We start from the raw sequence: 15,130 nt of genomic DNA on the forward strand, positions 1-15,130 counted from the left end.
CAGCGCGGCGCGCCCACACGTCGAGGGCGGCCACCCGGCTGGGGTCGCCGCCCTCGACGTTGGGCATGCGGTGCCGGCGCGCGGGGCGCCGGGCCGATCAGATGTGGCCGGCCTCGGTGCTGGAGCCCTCCTCGACGTTGGTGAGGAGGTTGGTGAGGTAACTCTTGAGGCGGGTCCGGTAGTCGGACTCGAAGCGGCGCAGCTCGTCGATCTTGTGCTCCAGGCCGGAGCGCTCCTTCTCGAGCTGGGCGAGAGTGCGGTTGCGCTGGTCCTCAGCGTCGCGGACGATCTGCTCACCGGTGGCGCGGGCCTCGGCGACGATGCGCTCACCCTCGGCCTTACCGTTGGACACGTGCTCGTCGTGCAGGCGCTGGGCGAGCTCGAGCATGCCGGAGGCCGCGCCGGGCTCATCGCCGTTGCCGCCCATGGCCGACATGGCCGACAGCGCCGGGGAGGCAGTCGGGGCGGAGACCGCCGGGGGCTCGTTGACAACCGGAGCGGAGGCCACAACGGGGGCGGCGCCGGTGCTCGCGGGAGCGGCCTGGGAGAGCTCCTCGATGCGGCGGTTGGCGGCGTCGAGCTTCGCCTTGAGCTCGACGTTCTCTGCCTCGAGCTGGCGCATCGCCTCGACGACCTCGTCAAGGAACTCGTCGACCTCGTCCTGCTCGTAACCCTCGCGGAACTTCGTCGCCTGGAACTTCTTGTTGAGGACGTCGTCTGCTGTCAGCAGCGTCATATCGTCACCTCGGTGTCGTTACGGACATGGTCACAAGCACCGGATCAACCGGTGACTCACGTTGACTACAGTACCTGAACTGACGCCGTGCGGGGCCGGAGAGGGATGCGAATCACGCTGTCCTCGTCACACCCGGAGTGGGGAGGAGCGGGTCCACCGGGCTTTCTGAGCGGCCCCTCACAGGAGTCTGTTGAGGATCGCCAGGAGGTACTGGACGATCATGATGCCGAACCAAAGCGCCAGGAAACTCAGGTCGATCCCGAAGGAGCCCAGGTTGAGAGCGGGGATCCGCTGCCTGAGGAAGCGCAGCGGGGGGTCGGTCAAGGAGTACACCAGATTGGCGAGCAGGAGCACCGGGCCGGTGGGCCTCCACGACCTGGCGAACGCGGTCACCAGGTCGAGCACCACCCTGATCACGAGGATGAGGATGTAGATGTTCAGCAGGCTGCTGATGATCGAGATGATCGAATGCGACGCCTCCACCCCGATGGCTCAGCTCTGATTGAAGAAGCGGCCGTGCTCCTCGGCCTCACCGTCGTCGATCTCGACGCTGGCGGGGGTGAGGAGGAAGACGCGCGGAGTGATGGGCTCGATGGCGCCGCGCAGGCCGTGCACGAGTCCGGCGGAAAAGTCCACCATCCGGCGGGCCTCGGCCTCGCTCATGCCGGTGAGGTTGATGATGACGGGCGCGCCGTCGCGAAAGGCCTCGCCGATGACGCGAGCCTCGTTGTACGTGGAGGGGTGCACGGTGACGATGCGGCGCAGATCAGGCACCGACACCGGCTCCAGGGCGGCCTCATAAGCGCTCGGGGCCGACGGCTCGGGCTCGGCCTCCTCGGCCGCCTGGTCGAAGACGGGGGCGTAGGCCTCCTCGTCCTCCGCATAGAGGTCCTGCTCGGGCTCGGTGTATCCGAGGAATGTCGACATCTTGCGCAGTGCGCTCATGACTGGCTCCTTCTCCGTTGGCTCCACCGGGCGTCCCCTGGCCTCCCGGTGTGGGCGACGTTATCGGTCATCGGAGCGCGCATCGGTGATTGGGCGCGGCGTGTCCTCCGGGCGACCATGGGGCAAGACCTCTACGATCAGGCAATTCTCAGATTGTTGTCAGGACGATACCAGCCAGGCGCCCCGTGGCGCCCTCGCGGCGGTAGGAGAAGAAGCGCTCATCCTCGAAGGTGCACCACTGGCCCGGCGCGATCCGCGTGACGCCGGAGCGCTGGAGCTGGGCGATGACGCCGGCCGCGACGTCGAGGCCGGGGGTCCCCCAGGAGGTGGTGGCGGCGCAGGCCGGCTCAATGGTGGCGGCCTCATCGCGCATGGTCGCGGGCACCTCGTAGCAACGCCCGCAGATGCTCGGGCCGATGGCCGCGCTGATTCCCGACGGATCCGCCCCGAGCCGCGCCATCTCCTCGACCGCCCTGGGCACGATGCCGCCGAGCAGGCCCCTGCGGCCGGCGTGGACCGCGGCCACCAGGCGCCCGTCCGCGGAGGCGAGCAGCAGTGGCACGCAGTCGGCGACCAGCACTCCGGCGCCGCGCGGCGACCGGGGGCGGGCCTCCTGGGCGCGCGCGTCGAGGATGAGGGCGTCGGCGGTCGGGGCACTCCCCCGCCGGGCATGGGCGACGATGTCGGAGTGGACCTGGTTCATCCAGGCGATGCCCCCGCCCCTCAGACCCACGGCGCCCTCCAGCCAGGCGCGGCAGGCGGCCACATGGGCGGGGTCGTCCTCGACGTGGGTGGCGAGGTTGAGCCCGGCGTAGCGCGCATCGATCGGCGCGGGCAGGACGGGGGCCCCCGCGCCGCGGGTGGTGAAGTACCCGCGGGCGCGGGGGCCCAGGTCGGCCTCGATGAGGCCGGGGATCCTCATGCCGGCTCCCGCGCTCAGCGCAGGAAGTCGGGCAGGTCGATGGTGTCCTCGGCGTCGGCGCCCAGCATCGGGGGCACCGCGAGCTCCACGGGGGGCTGCTCGGCAGCGGCGTCCACGAACACGGGAACGGAGCCGGTGTTGTCCGAGGGCGAGACCGGGACGGAGGCGGGGCGCTCCTGGGCGGCGGGCCCGGGCAGCGGGGGGACCGCGGTGGGGGCGGAGGAGGCCACCGGGGCGGGCTTGACCGCCTGCGCCTGCGGGACCGGGGTGGTCACCGAGGCGAGGTCCGCCGCGTGCGAGGAGCCACGGGGCTCAACGGTGCGGGTGGGCGGCTGAGCGGTGTGGCGGGCGCTCTTCTGGGAGGCCGCGCGGTCGAGGCCCGCAGGGACGGGCTCCTCGTCAAAGCCGGCCGCGATGACGGTGACGCGGACCTCGTCGCCCAGGGCGCCGTCGACCACGTTGCCGAAGATGATGTTGGCCTCGGGGTGCACGGACTCCCGCACGAGGTTCGCGGCCTCGGAGATCTCGAAGAGGCCGAGGTCGGAGCCACCCTGGAAGAAGATGAGGACGCCGTGAGCGCCGTCGATGGAGGATTCCAGCAGCGGGGAGGCGATTGCCTGCTCGGTGGCGGCCAGCGCGCGGCCCTCGCCGGTGGCCGAGCCGATGCCCATGAGGGCGCTGCCGGCGTTCTGCATGACGGACTTGACGTCGTTGAAGTCGACGTTGATCAGGCCGGGGGTCGTGATGAGCTCGGTGATGCCCTGAACACCTTGAAGCAGGACCTGATCGGCCTGCTTGAAGGCGTCGACCACGGAGATATTGCGGTCCGCGATCTGCAGGAGGCGGTCGTTGGGGATGACGATGAGGGTGTCGACCTCGGCGCGGAGCTTGTTGACGCCCTCCTCGGCCTGGGCGGCGCGACGACGACCCTCGAAGGAGAACGGACGGGTGACCACGCCGATGGTCAGGGCCCCGAGCTCGTGGGCCACGCGCGCCACGACGGGCGCGGCGCCAGTGCCGGTACCGCCGCCCTCGCCCGCGGTCACGAAGACCATGTCCGCGCCCTCGAGGGCCTCGCGGATCTCCTCCTCGTGGTCCTCGGCGGCCTTGCGCCCGATCGACGGATCGGCCCCGGCGCCCAGGCCGCGGGTCAGGTCCCGGCCGACGTCGAGCTTCGTGTCCGCGTCAGACATGATGAGGGCCTGGGCGTCGGTATTGACCGCCAGGAACTCCACGCCGCGCAAGTCGGCCTCGATCATGCGGTTGACGGCGTTGACTCCGCCACCGCCGACGCCCACGACCTTGATGATCGCCTGGTAGTGCTGGGACTCCACCACTGTCTGCCTCCGCGCTCGTGCGAGCCCTCCGGGCTCCCCTCGACCCTCAACCTCACGTTGAGGTTTATACTTATGTCATTCTTGCGATGACAAGGGCAACGCTATGGGTCCGTGGCGCAACCTGCCTGGATTTTCCTCGGCGTGTCAGGCGCGCGCTCACCGGGTCGTCGGGTTGTGCGGCGCGGAGACGTCGTAGACGCTGGCCGGCGTGGTCAGCAGGGTGGCCAGGACCCGCGCCTTGAGGGCGTTCTGGGAGCCATCTCCCCACACGGCGCTCGCCCCATTGGCCAGGGACAGCACCACCTGGCCCGCGGTGGACACCGTCGCCCGGGAGACCTGCTGGCGGGTCGTGGCGTCGAGGCTGCCCATGATGGCCGTCATCGTGGCGACCTGCGCGGCGGTCAGACGCGGGGCGCCCTCCCCCGCCCCGTCGGTGGCCAGGCGCGTGAGGCCCGCGGGCGCCTCGGCCACGGTCTCGAGGACGACGGCCTCGGAGTCGAGCACCGCGTATCCCCCATCGGTCTCCTGCGCGGCCACCGGGTTCCTCAGCTCCAGGGAGACGGCCAGGCCGTGGGGCCAGGAGCGGGCCACTGAGGCCGAGCGCACGCGGACCAGCCCGTCGGCGACCTCGCCGCCGAGCCGATCGACGTCGAGCCGCACGAGGGACTCCCCCTCGTGGGCGGCAAGCACGCCGCGCACCTGGTCGGCGCTCACCGCGCCGCTGGCGTCCTCGGCCCCCACGACGGTGATATCCGCCGGGCGCAGGGCCAGCAGCGGGGAGTAAAGGACGCCCCAGGCGATCGCGGCGATGACGAGCACGACGACGACGGCGCCCGTCAGACGCCGCAGCCTCAGGGAACGGGCGGCCCGGCGCCGCTCAGCCAGGCGGTCGGTGAGCCCGGTGGAGACGACAGAGGAGGCGGCGTATTCGCGCAGCCGCCCGAGCGAGCCGGGATCGGCCCTGGTGGCGACCCCGGTCGAAGCGGCGGCTGGCTCCGCGCCGGGCACTACGGCGGGGTATCGCGCGGGGCCGGCCCCCTCGGGAGCGGCGGGGCCAGGATGGGCACTCTCCGCGGCCCGCTCGGGGGCCCGCCCGGCCTCCTCGGCACCCGCGGGCTCGACGGGCTCGTGCGCCGGGCGCGGAGCGCGAGGCCTCCTCATCGGCCCCCCTGGCCCTCGCCGTCGGAGGCGGGCGACGCCGTGAGATCGGCGAGGACCACCTCGCCGAGCGCGGTGACATCCCCCGCCCCGACCGTCAGGAGGAGGTCGCCGGGGCGCGCGAGGGCGGCGATGGCGTGGGCGGCCTCGATACGGTCGGGAACGAAGCGGGCCTTGCCCCCGGGGATCTCGGCGACGATCGTCCCGCCATTGACACCGGGGAAGTCCTCCTGAGCCTCGCGGGCGGGGTAGACATCGGCGACGACGACGGCGTCGGCCTTGGCTAGGGCGGCGCCGAAGCGGGGGGCGAAGGCGGCGGTGCGGGAGAAGAGGTGGGGCTGGAAGAGGACGAGCAGGCGCCCGCCCCGCGCGGTGGCGACCCCGCGGGCGGTGGCCAGCAGGGCCTCGATCTCAGTGGGGTGGTGCGCATAGTCATCCACCACCCGCACTCCCCCGGCCTGGCCGCGGTCCTCGAAGCGGCGCCCCGTGCCACCGAAGGCCCCCAGGGCGTCGGCCATCGCCTGTCCGGCGACCCCCAGCTCGACACCCGCGGTCCAGGCGCCGGCGGCGTCGAGGGCCACATGGTCGCCCGGGACCCGCAGGTCGAGTGAGACCGTCTCCCGCGCGCCGTCGGCAGTGGCGCGGGTCAGGACAGCGGAGGTGGAGCCCGCCCCCCTGCCGGTGATCCGCAAGAGGGTGTGGGCCTCGTGGCTGGGACCGAGGAAGGCCGGCTCGGCGGTGCCGAAGGTGGCCACACGCAGTCCCTCGGCGACGGCGGAGGCAGCGAGGCGGGCGGCCCCCGGGTCATCGGCGCAGGCCACGAGCAGCCCGCCGGGGACCAGGCGCCGCGCGAAGTCGACGAAGGCGGCCTCGAAGGCCTCGGGCGTGCCGTAGTTGTCGAGGTGATCCGGCTCGACATTCGTCACCAGGGCGATGCGCGGAGCGTAGTTGAGGAAGGAGCGGTCCGACTCGTCGGCCTCGGCCACGAAGGCGCGGCCGGAGCCCAGATGCGCGCCGGTGCCCAGGGCGCGGACCACGCCGCCGATAGCGAAGGAGGGGTCCTCCCCCGCCTCGGTGAGCGCCTCGGCGAGCATGCCGGAGGTGGTGGTCTTGCCGTGGGCGCCGGCCACGGCGACGAGATCGCGGCCCCGCGCGGCCAGGGCCAGTGCCTGGGAGCGGTGCAGGACCTCCTGACCGCGCTGGCGGGCGGCGGCCAACTCGGGGTTGTCCCCCTTGATGGCGGTGGAGACGACGAGCGTCGCGCCGGGCGGGACGTTGCCGGCGGCGTGGCCGATGACCACGCCGATCCCGGCCGCGGCGAGGCGGTCGAAGGCCTCGCCCCCGTTGGCGTCGGAGCCGGTGACCGTGGCGCCGCGCTCGACGAGCAGTTGGGCGACGACGCTCATGCCCGCGCCGCCCACGCCCACGAGGTGGAAGGCCCGGCCCTCCAGGCCGGAGCGCCCAAAGGCCCCCGGATGAGTGGACTGCTCGCTGGTGCTCACTTCTTCTTCCCTTCGGCATCGGCACTGCTGGTCACTGCGGCTCGGATGAGGGCTCCGAGCCGGGCGGCGCCGTCACTCACGCCCACGCCGGCCGCGGCCCCCGCCATGATGGCGCGCTGCTCGGCGTCGGCGATGACGCCGGTGAAGGAGAGCAGGGCGCTGGCGTCGAGCTGGGCGTCGGGGACGATCCGCCCTCCCCCGGCCCTCACGCAGTCGGCGGCGTTGAGGCGCTGCTCGCCGTTGCCGATGGGCAGGGGGACGTAGAGGGCGGGGAGTCCCAGCGCCGTCAGCTCGGCCACGGTCCCGGCGCCGGAGCGGCACACGACGCCGTCGGCGCAGGCGTATGCCTGCTCCATGGCGGTCAGGTAGTCGAGGACCCGGTAGCGGTCCGGAAGGGACGGGTCCTGCCCGGCGGCGCTCTCCAGGGCCTCGCGGACGGGGGTGTCCTTGCCCCTGCCGGTCAGGTGGAGGACCTGGAGCCCCTTGGGCAGGCGGGGCATCGAGGCGGCGAGGACCTCGTTGAGGCGCTGCGCGCCGAGCGAGCCCCCGGTGACGAGGAGGGTGGGGCGCTCGGGGTCGAGGCCGAGGGCGGCGGCGCCCTCGCGCCGGGCAGTGGCGGCGCCCTCGGCGGTGGCCCGGGACGCGACGAGCCCGGCGATCGCGGGGCGCAGCGGCAGCCCGGTGATCTCGATGGAGCCCTTGGCGGCCTTGAGCGGGGTGGAGGCGAAGGTGAGGGCCACGGAGCGGGCCCAGCGGGCGCCGAGCCTGTTGGCCAGGCCGGGGCGGGCGTTCTGCTCGTGGATGACGATGGGCACGCCGGCGCGGCGGGCGGCGAGGTAGGCGGGGGCGGCGACGTAGCCGCCGAAGCCGACGACGACGTCGGCCCCCACGCGCTCGATCGCCTCGCGCGCGGCGCGCACGGCGGAGCGCAGGTTGCCGGGCAGGCGGAGCAGGTCGGGGCCCGGCTTGCGGGGCAGGGGGACGCGGGGCATGAGGGCGAGGTCATGGCCGGCCTCGGGCACGAGGCGCGCCTCCAGGCCCTGGCGGGTGCCGAGGACGAGGATCCGGGTGCCCGGATGGCCGCCCATGGCGGGGTCGGTCAGGGCCGCGGCGGTGGCCAGGAGGGGGTTGACGTGGCCAGCGGTGCCTCCCCCGGCCAGGAGGACGCGCAGGGGGCGCGCCAGGGCGTCGTCGGGGCGGTTGTCAGGCACGGTTCCTCCTGCGGGTCGAGATCACCGCAAGCGTACGGCGCACGGCGCCGGGCCGTGATCTCAGCGCCTGCTGGGCCCCCGGCTCCCGCCTGGCGAAGGACAGGGCTATCCCGATGGCGAGCAGCACGGATATGAGCGCGCTGCCGCCCTGGGAGATCAGTGGCAGAGGGACGCCCAGCACCGGCAGGAGGTTGGTCACCACGGCCATGTTGATGATGGCCTGGCCGATGATCCACACCATGATGCCGCCGACGACGACGCTGGCGTACAGGGAGTTGGAGCGCCGGATGATCCGGGCCAGGGCCCAGCCCAGGACCGCGAACAGGACGATGACCAGCAGCGCCCCGACCAGCCCGAGCTCTTCGCCGAGGACCGCGTAGGCGTAGTCGGACTCGGCCTGGGTGAGGTAGCCCCACTTCTGGCGCGATGATCCCGGCCCCACGCCCCGCCACCCGCCGGTGGCCATGGCCCAGCGGGCGTGCTTGGGCTGGTAGCCGATGTCCAGGGGGTCGTCGCGGTCGGGGTGGAGCCACACGAGGATGCGCGTGCGCCGGTTGAGGGAGATGACCGAGGCGAAGACGAACAGCGCCGCCCCGGCCGCCCCGATGGTCACGAACCAGCGCTTGGCCAGCCCCGCCATCCAGCCCGCGCCGGCCAGCAGGACCCCTAGGATGATGACGGTTCCCAGGTCCCCGCCGCCCATGACCAGGGCGATGGCGGCGGCCGGGAGGAGGGCGGCGGCGGTCTTGACGAGCCAGTGCAGTCGCTGCCAGCGCCCCTCCGCGAACCAGCGGGCGGCGATGAGGCCCGTGTACAGGCTCAGCCCCACCTTGATGAACTCCGAGGGCTGGGCGGTGCCGATGCCGGGGACCTCCACCCAGTTGCAGTTGCCGCCGGTGCAGGTTCCCAGAGGCGTGAAGACGAGCGATTGGAGCGCGGTGGCGCCCACGAGGACGGGGATCGCCAGGTAGCGCAGCGCGCGCTCGGAGAGCAGGGACATGCCCCACATGCCGATCAACCCGACCCCGGCGAAGATGAGGTACTTGGAGAAGTCGACGACGGCGTCGCGCTCGCGGGCGGCGGACACCACCTGCTGGACGGAGAAGACCGTCATAAGGCCGAGCGTGAGGAGCAGGACGGTGGCCAGCAGCAGCGCGTAGTAACTCAGCAAACTGTGGTCGGCGTCCCTGGGCCCGTCGGGGCCGCCGATCCGCCTGGCGGCGCGTCGCAGGACGCGGCCGATGGGCCCGAGCCGATGCGCGGGCGGCGCGGCGGGCGGCGCGGCGGCTTCACGCCCGGGGGGCGGGCCCTCCACCGGCGCGGGGATGACGGGTGGCCGGGAACGCTGTCCGCGCGCGCGACCGCTGGGGCCCGTGCCCGCGGGCCGACGTTGCTGGGCGCTCATGACCGCCCATCATCCCCGTTCTCGACGCTCGCGGCGTGGTGGCGCGCCGCCTCTGCGAAGAGGTCACCGCGCTCGGCGTAGGAGGTGAACTGGTCCCAGGAGGCGCAGGCCGGGGCGAGCATGACGGTGTCCCCCGGCCGCGCCATGGCGGCCGAGGCGGCCACGGCGCCCTCGATGACCTCGCGGGGGGAGCCGTCGGCGACGCTTGTGACGGGCAGGCCGGGGGCCTGGGTGGCCAGGGCCTCGGATATCGCGGTCTGGTCGCGCCCGATGAGGACGACACCGCGCAGGGCGGGGGCGACGGCGCGCACGAGCTCGTGGAAGGTGGCGCCCTTGGTGTCCCCGCCGGCGATCCACACGCCGGTGCCGGCGGGCAGCCCGGCGAGGGCGGCCCGCGCGGAGTGCGGGTTGGTGGCCTTGGAGTCGTCCACCCAGGCGACGCCACCCGCCTCGGCGACTGTGACGATGCGGTGGGCACCGGGGGCGAAGGCGCGCAGTCCCCGGGCCACGGCCTCGGGTCCGACACCGGGGAGGCCCGAGCTCAGGGCGAGGGCGGCCGCGGCGAGGGCGTCGGCGACGATGTGGGCCGGGAGGCGGTCGGCGCTCCCGCCGGGCGCCAGGTGGGCGAGGTCGGCCAGAGTGGCGATCTCGCGGCCCTCGGCGCGGCGGGCGGAGTGCAGAGCGCGGTCCACGAGGAGGTCCTCGACGAGGCCGACCTGCCCCAGGCCGGGGGCGCCCAGCGTGAAGCCGACGGCGAGGCAGCCCTCGACGACGTCGGCGTCGGCCACCATGGCGCGGGTGGCCTCATCCTGGCAGTTGTAGATGGCGGCGCGCCGGGCGCGGGCGTAGACGCGCGCCTTGTCCGCGGCGTAGGCCTCAGGGCCTCCGTGCCAGTCGAGGTGGTCAGCGGCCACGTTGAGACAGGCCGCCGACACCGGCGAGAGGGTGCGGGTGGTGTGGAGCTGGAAACTGGAGAGCTCGACGGCCAGCGCGTCGGCCTTCCCAGCCAGGACGGTGGAGATGACCGGCTCGCCGATGTTGCCGACGGCCGGGGCGGCGAGCCCCGCGGCGGTGAGGATGGCCGCGAGCATGCCGACCGTCGTGGTCTTACCATCGGTGCCGGTGACGGTGAGCCAGGGCACTCCCGGGCGCGCCGAGGCGCGCTGGAGGCGCCAGGCGAGCTCGATCTCGGACCAGGTCTCGATGCCGGCCGCCTGGGCTGCGCTGAGGATCGGGCCGGTGGCGGGGACTCCCGGGGAGACCACGAGCAGGCGCAGATCGGAGGGGCCCAGGGCGGCGGCGATGTCCTCGGGACTGCCCGCCATGCGCGAGGCGACTGGGGCGGCGAGGGCCTCGACGGCCTCGGCGCGGCCGTCGTAGACGTGGACCTTGGCGCCCAGGGTCGTCAGGGCGTCGACGACGGCGGCCCCGGTCCTGCCCAGGCCCACCACTCCGACGCGCGCGCCGGCAAGCTCGTTCATCTCGGGGCTTCCATTCCTTCAGGTGCTCGGGAGGCGCCAAGGGCGCCGTGGGGCGAGGCGCCGCGGGCGCCGTCGCGGGGGGGGTGAGAGAGATCAGGAGACGAGGAACTCCGCGTAGAACAGGCCCAGGCCCGCCACGACGCACAGGCCCGCGATGATCCAGAAGCGGATGACGACGTTGACCTCGGTCCAGCCGCCGAGCTCGAAGTGGTGGTGCAGGGGCGCCATGCGGAAGACGCGCCTGCCCGTGGACTTGAAGGAGACGACCTGGAGGATCACGGAGATGACCTCGGCCAGGAACAGCCCGCCCAGGATGACAGCGAGGAACTCGGTGCGCGACAGGATGGACAGCCCGGCGACCGCCCCGCCCAGGGCGAGTGATCCGGTGTCCCCCATGAAGATCTTGGCCGGGGAGGCGTTCCACCACAGGAACCCGAAGCAGGCGCCCATGAGGGCCGCGGCGATCATGGCGAGGTCGCGGGGGTCCCGTACCTGGTAGCAGGTGTTGACCACGATGTCCGGGTGCCCGTAGACGCAGGACTGGTTGGACAGCCAGACGCTCACGAGCGTGTAGGCACCGAAGATCATCGCGGAGGCGCCCGCCGCGAGGCCGTCGAGGCCGTCGGTGAGGTTGACGGCGTTGGACCAGGCGGTGATGAGGAAGTTCGACCACAGGACGAACAGCACGAGGGCGACGGCCGCCCCCACCAGGGTCAGGCCGGTGGCGCCGCCGAGGCTGAAGGAGCCGCCCTCGCCGCGCAGGAAGGCCATGTCGATGAGGGAGTCGCGGGCGAAGGAGATGCGGGTGGAGGCGGGGGTCAGGCCGTTGCGATCGGCGAAGAGGAGGCCGGCCACGGAGAAGGCGATCCCAATGACCGCTTGGCCGAGCATCTTCTGCCAGGGGGTCAGGCCCAGGGACCTCTGCCGGGAGATCTTCTCGAAGTCGTCGAGGAAGCCGATGAGCCCCAGCCCGACGATGAGGAAGAGCAGGAGGATGCCGCTGGCCCTGGGCATGCGGAGCTCGACGAGGTTGGCCGCAGCGTAGCCCAGGACGAGGGCGATGATGATGACGAGGCCCCCCATCGTGGGGGTGCCGCGCTTGATGAAGTGCCCCTCGGGGCCGTCGTCCCGGATGAACTGGCCGTAGTGGCGCCGCTCCAGGAACCTGATGAGGGCGGGCGTGCCCAGGAGGGCGACGAGCAGGGAGACGGCGGAGGAGACGAGGATGGCGGTCATCGGGCGTCCTTTCCATCACGTCCATCAGTCGCTTCGTGGCCGGCGGCCGTCGGGCCGCCGGCGGCCAGGTGGTCGGCCACGCGCCAGGCGCCCGATCCGTGCGAGCCCTTGACCAGGATCGCGTCCCCGGGGGCGAGGAGCGAGGGGATGCGGGCGATGGCGCCGTCGGCGTCGGGGGTCTCAACGACCTCCACGCCGCGCTGGCGGGCGGCCTCGGCCGCGGGCGCCGCGCCCGCGCCGATGGCCACCAGGAGGGAGGCGCCGGCGTCAGCGGCGAGCGCCCCTACGGTGGCGTGATCGGCGGCGGAACTCTCTCCGAGCTCGAGCATCTCCGAGATGACGACGACACGGCGGCGGTCCCCGGCCAGCGCGGGCAGGGAGGCGAGCGAGGCAGTCATCGAGTCGATGTTGGCGTTGTAGGAATCGTCAATGAGCCGGCCGCCTCCGGGCAGATCGCTGACCGCCATGCGGTGGGGGCTCTCCAGCCCCGCGGAGGCGATGGCATCCAGGAGGTCATCCGCGCCCGCGCCCGCGGCGAGGGCCAGCCCGAGGGCCGCCAGGGCATTGGCGACGTTGTGGGCGCCGGGTAGTCCCAGGCGCACGCGGCGGGGGGCGGCGCCGGGCAGGTGGATCTCGGCGACGGCGTGGGCGGCCTCGTCGAGCTCCACGGCGGTGGCGCGCAGGTCCGCGCGCTCGTCACCGCTGGCGGAGAACGTGAGGACACCGGCCGGCGCGAGGGCGCCCATGGCGGCGGCCCGCTCGTCGTCGAGGTTGAGGATGGCGGTGCCGTGGGGAAGCAGGCCGCGCACGATATAGCTCTTAGCAGTGGCGACGCCCTCGATGGAGCCGAAGCCGCCCATGTGGGCGTGGCCGATCATGAGGACGGCGGCGGCGTCCAGTGGGGCGATCCCCACCAGGTCCGCGATGTCATCCGGTCCGGAGGCGCCCATCTCAAGGACGAGGTAGCGGGTGGACTCGTCCGCCTCGAGAACGGTCAGGGGCAGACCGATCTCGTTGTTGAACGAGGCGACCGGCGCGATCGTGGGCCCCTGGGCGGCCAGGAGCTGGCGGGTGAGGTCCTTGGTGGTGGTCTTACCCACCGAGCCGGTCATCGCGACGACGGCCAGACCCCGATCCCCCGCGCGCTGGCGCAGGTCCGCGAGGTGCCCTCGGGCGATGCGCCCGAGGGCGGCCACGGTGTCCTCCACGACGATGAGCGCCATCGCGGCGCCGAGCCCATCGGTCCGGCCGGCCTCGGCGAGGGCGGCGCGAGCCGCGGTCTCATCGCTGACCAGAGCGGCCGCGGCACCGGCGCGGGCGACGGCGGCGAGGTAGTCATGGCCGTCCGCGCGCTCGCCCTTGATGGCCACGAAGAGCGAGCCCGGCCCGGCCCGGCGGGAGTCGGTGACGACTCGGGTCACCGGAGCCGCTGGCGGGGCGGGGGGGATGAGGCGGCCCTGGGCCCAGGAGGAGAGCTCGTCTATCGCGCGGGCGATCACGCGGCACCCCATTTCGCCTCAACGGCCTCGCGCATGACGGGGGCGTCGTTGTAGCGGATGAACTCGCCGGCCGCCTCAAGGAAGGGCTCGTGGCCCTTACCGGTGACGATGACGGTGTCCTCGGGGCCGCAGAGCTCGACCCCGCGGCGCACGGCGTCGCCGCGCCAGGTGGTGATCTCCTCGACGTCGGCCAGGTCTGGGCGCACCGAGCGCACGCCGTCCAGGATCGCGTCGCGGATCAGTTGGGGGTCCTCGCTGCGGGGGTTCTCGTCGGTGATGACGAGAACATCCGCCAGGCGCGCGGCGACCTCGCCGAGCATGGGGCGCTTGCCCTGGTCGCGGTCGCCGTCGGAGCCGAAGACGACGATGAGGCGCCCGGGGGTGATGGGGCGGACGGCGGCGAGCGCTAGCTCCATGGCGTCGGGGGTGTGGGCGAAATCCACGATGGCCAGGCCCCGAGTGCCGTCGCGCTGGCTGATGCGCTGCATGCGGCCCGGGATGTTGTGCGCGGTGGCCAGCGCCCGGGCGGCGACCTCGGCGGGCACGCCGGCGCGGATCGCCATGACGAGCGCCAGAGCAGCGTTCTGGACGTTGACGAGCCCGGGAAGGGGGCAACTGGCGGCGATCTCCACGCCGTCGGGTCCGTGAAGGGTGAAGGTGGTGGCCGAGTCCGTCAGGGACACGGCCGCGTCGGTGACCCACCAGTCGGCGGGGGCGTCGCCCCCGTAGGCCCGCACGCGGTCCAGGGGGAGCCCGCCGGCCCGGGAGATGCGCTCGGCGAGCGCGGCCCCCCAGGAGTCGTCGACGCAGACGACGGCGCGCCCGGCCCGCTCGGGGGTGAAGAGCTGGGCCTTGGCGTCGAGATACTCCTCCATCGTGTGGTGGAAGTCGAGGTGGTCGCGCTGAAGGTTGGTGAAGCCGGCGACATCGATCCGGGTGCCGTCGAGGCGGTGCAGGACGATGGCGTGGCTGGAGGCCTCCAGGGAGGCGGCGCCCACGCCCTGCTCGACGCTCAGCGCCATCATGCGCTGCAGGACGGGCGCCTCGACGGTGGTGCGGGGCGACTCCACGGACAGGCCGCCCGCGCGCAGCTCCACCGTGCCGGCCATCATGCAGCCGCCGAGGTGGGCGGTGAGCATGGCGTCGAGGAAGTAGGAAGTGGTGGTCTTACCGTTCGTGCCGGTGACGGCCGTGGTGACCAGCGAGCGGGAGGGGTGGTGGTAGACCTCCGCAGCCAGGGGGCCCACGATGGCGCGCGGGTCGGCGCTGAGGAGCACGGGGGTCCCGGGGCAGGACTCGCGCACGATGCTCGCCCCCGCCTCATCGGTGACGACGGCGACGGCGCCGGCCTCGACGGCCTGGGCGGCGTAGTCGGCGCCATGGGCGCGGAAGCCGGGCAGGGCGACGAAGAGCTCTCCGGGGGCGATGTCACCGGAGTCCACGGAGGCCCCGGAGACGGTCAGGGGGGCGGGGGCGCTGATGCCCTGGGCATCGGCGGGGGTGGCGGGGCTCAGGGAGAATCGCTGGGCGAGCTCGCTCAGAGCGATGGGAGCGTTTCGGCGCGGGCGCAGGGCCGCCGCCGACTCGTACGCGTGGTTGCTCATAGTCCCACAATCTATCGCGACCGGCGGCGTGCGCAGATCAGGAGAGGCGGCCTGGTTCTGTGATCCCCGCGTTGCCTCATGGGGCGCTTGAGGG

The 15,130-nt window shown here is 73.2% G+C and carries 13 protein-coding genes; all 13 read right to left on the bottom strand.

Going from position 1 to position 15,130, the window contains the following annotated elements; all coding sequences use genetic code 11:
• Nucleotides 1-97 precede the first annotated feature (97 nt).
• The gene (locus GVV75_RS07050) at nucleotides 98-736 is read right to left on the bottom strand and encodes a DivIVA domain-containing protein (RefSeq protein ID WP_159524508.1); all 639 of its coding nucleotides are present in this window, start codon (nucleotides 734-736) and stop codon (nucleotides 98-100) included.
• A gap of 177 nt (nucleotides 737-913) precedes the next feature.
• Nucleotides 914-1,219 (bottom strand): YggT family protein, encoded by a 306-nt coding sequence (locus GVV75_RS07055; RefSeq protein ID WP_159814097.1) that lies wholly within the window; start codon nucleotides 1,217-1,219, stop codon nucleotides 914-916.
• A 9-nt stretch (nucleotides 1,220-1,228) separates the two neighbouring features.
• Entirely contained in the window at nucleotides 1,229-1,681 is a 453-nt protein-coding gene (locus GVV75_RS07060; RefSeq protein WP_159524506.1) for a cell division protein SepF, read from the bottom strand.
• A 148-nt stretch (nucleotides 1,682-1,829) separates the two neighbouring features.
• A complete protein-coding gene (pgeF, locus tag GVV75_RS07065) occupies nucleotides 1,830-2,603 on the bottom strand; it encodes a peptidoglycan editing factor PgeF (RefSeq protein ID WP_159814099.1) in 774 nt (257 codons plus the stop codon).
• A gap of 14 nt (nucleotides 2,604-2,617) precedes the next feature.
• On the bottom strand, nucleotides 2,618-3,940 hold the full coding sequence (ftsZ, locus tag GVV75_RS07070) for a cell division protein FtsZ (protein WP_159524504.1): 1,323 nt from the start codon (nucleotides 3,938-3,940) through the stop codon (nucleotides 2,618-2,620).
• A gap of 156 nt (nucleotides 3,941-4,096) precedes the next feature.
• Complete coding sequence (locus GVV75_RS07075) at nucleotides 4,097-5,101, bottom strand: cell division protein FtsQ/DivIB (protein ID WP_159718263.1); 1,005 nt, start codon at nucleotides 5,099-5,101, stop codon at nucleotides 4,097-4,099.
• Entirely contained in the window at nucleotides 5,098-6,600 is a 1,503-nt protein-coding gene (gene murC, locus GVV75_RS07080) for a UDP-N-acetylmuramate--L-alanine ligase (RefSeq protein ID WP_159814100.1), read from the bottom strand. The genes GVV75_RS07075 and murC overlap by 4 nt, the downstream gene beginning before the upstream one ends.
• Nucleotides 6,597-7,811 carry a UDP-N-acetylglucosamine--N-acetylmuramyl-(pentapeptide) pyrophosphoryl-undecaprenol N-acetylglucosamine transferase gene (locus GVV75_RS07085; protein WP_159814102.1) on the bottom strand — a complete coding sequence of 405 codons (1,215 nt, stop codon included), beginning with the start codon at nucleotides 7,809-7,811 and terminating at the stop codon, nucleotides 6,597-6,599. Before GVV75_RS07085 ends, murC begins: the two co-directional genes overlap by 4 nt.
• Nucleotides 7,804-9,216 carry an FtsW/RodA/SpoVE family cell cycle protein gene (locus GVV75_RS07090; protein WP_159814104.1) on the bottom strand — a complete coding sequence of 471 codons (1,413 nt, stop codon included), beginning with the start codon at nucleotides 9,214-9,216 and terminating at the stop codon, nucleotides 7,804-7,806. The genes GVV75_RS07085 and GVV75_RS07090 overlap by 8 nt, the downstream gene beginning before the upstream one ends.
• Nucleotides 9,213-10,697 carry a UDP-N-acetylmuramoyl-L-alanine--D-glutamate ligase gene (murD, locus tag GVV75_RS07095; RefSeq protein WP_159814106.1) on the bottom strand — a complete coding sequence of 495 codons (1,485 nt, stop codon included), beginning with the start codon at nucleotides 10,695-10,697 and terminating at the stop codon, nucleotides 9,213-9,215. The genes GVV75_RS07090 and murD overlap by 4 nt, the downstream gene beginning before the upstream one ends.
• A gap of 93 nt (nucleotides 10,698-10,790) precedes the next feature.
• Nucleotides 10,791-11,933, bottom strand: a complete 1,143-nt coding sequence (gene mraY / locus GVV75_RS07100; protein ID WP_159524358.1) for a phospho-N-acetylmuramoyl-pentapeptide-transferase — start codon at nucleotides 11,931-11,933, stop codon at nucleotides 10,791-10,793.
• Entirely contained in the window at nucleotides 11,930-13,444 is a 1,515-nt protein-coding gene (locus GVV75_RS07105; RefSeq protein ID WP_159814108.1) for a UDP-N-acetylmuramoyl-tripeptide--D-alanyl-D-alanine ligase, read from the bottom strand. Before GVV75_RS07105 ends, mraY begins: the two co-directional genes overlap by 4 nt.
• Nucleotides 13,429-15,036, bottom strand: a complete 1,608-nt coding sequence (locus tag GVV75_RS07110; protein WP_159524360.1) for a UDP-N-acetylmuramoyl-L-alanyl-D-glutamate--2,6-diaminopimelate ligase — start codon at nucleotides 15,034-15,036, stop codon at nucleotides 13,429-13,431. Before GVV75_RS07110 ends, GVV75_RS07105 begins: the two co-directional genes overlap by 16 nt.
• Nucleotides 15,037-15,130 lie beyond the last annotated feature (94 nt).

The organism is Actinomyces sp. zg328 (genome assembly GCF_009829635.1).
Taxonomy (GTDB): Bacteria; Actinomycetota; Actinomycetes; order Actinomycetales; family Actinomycetaceae; genus Actinomyces; species Actinomyces marmotae.

Excerpts from the sequence above, each read along its gene's own strand:
- GVV75_RS07050 (WP_159524508.1), bottom strand. The coding sequence starts at position 736 with ATGACGCTGCTGACAGCAGACGACGTCCTCAACAAGAAGTTCCAGGCG.
- GVV75_RS07060 (WP_159524506.1), bottom strand. The coding sequence starts at position 1,681 with ATGAGCGCACTGCGCAAGATGTCGACATTCCTCGGATACACCGAGCCC.
- pgeF (WP_159814099.1), bottom strand. The coding sequence starts at position 2,603 with ATGAGGATCCCCGGCCTCATCGAGGCCGACCTGGGCCCCCGCGCCCGC.
- GVV75_RS07075 (WP_159718263.1), bottom strand. The coding sequence starts at position 5,101 with ATGAGGAGGCCTCGCGCTCCGCGCCCGGCGCACGAGCCCGTCGAGCCC.
- GVV75_RS07090 (WP_159814104.1), bottom strand. The coding sequence starts at position 9,216 with ATGAGCGCCCAGCAACGTCGGCCCGCGGGCACGGGCCCCAGCGGTCGC.
- murD (WP_159814106.1), bottom strand. The coding sequence starts at position 10,697 with ATGAACGAGCTTGCCGGCGCGCGCGTCGGAGTGGTGGGCCTGGGCAGG.
- mraY (WP_159524358.1), bottom strand. The coding sequence starts at position 11,933 with ATGACCGCCATCCTCGTCTCCTCCGCCGTCTCCCTGCTCGTCGCCCTC.
- GVV75_RS07105 (WP_159814108.1), bottom strand. The coding sequence starts at position 13,444 with ATGGGGTGCCGCGTGATCGCCCGCGCGATAGACGAGCTCTCCTCCTGG.
- GVV75_RS07110 (WP_159524360.1), bottom strand. The coding sequence starts at position 15,036 with ATGAGCAACCACGCGTACGAGTCGGCGGCGGCCCTGCGCCCGCGCCGA.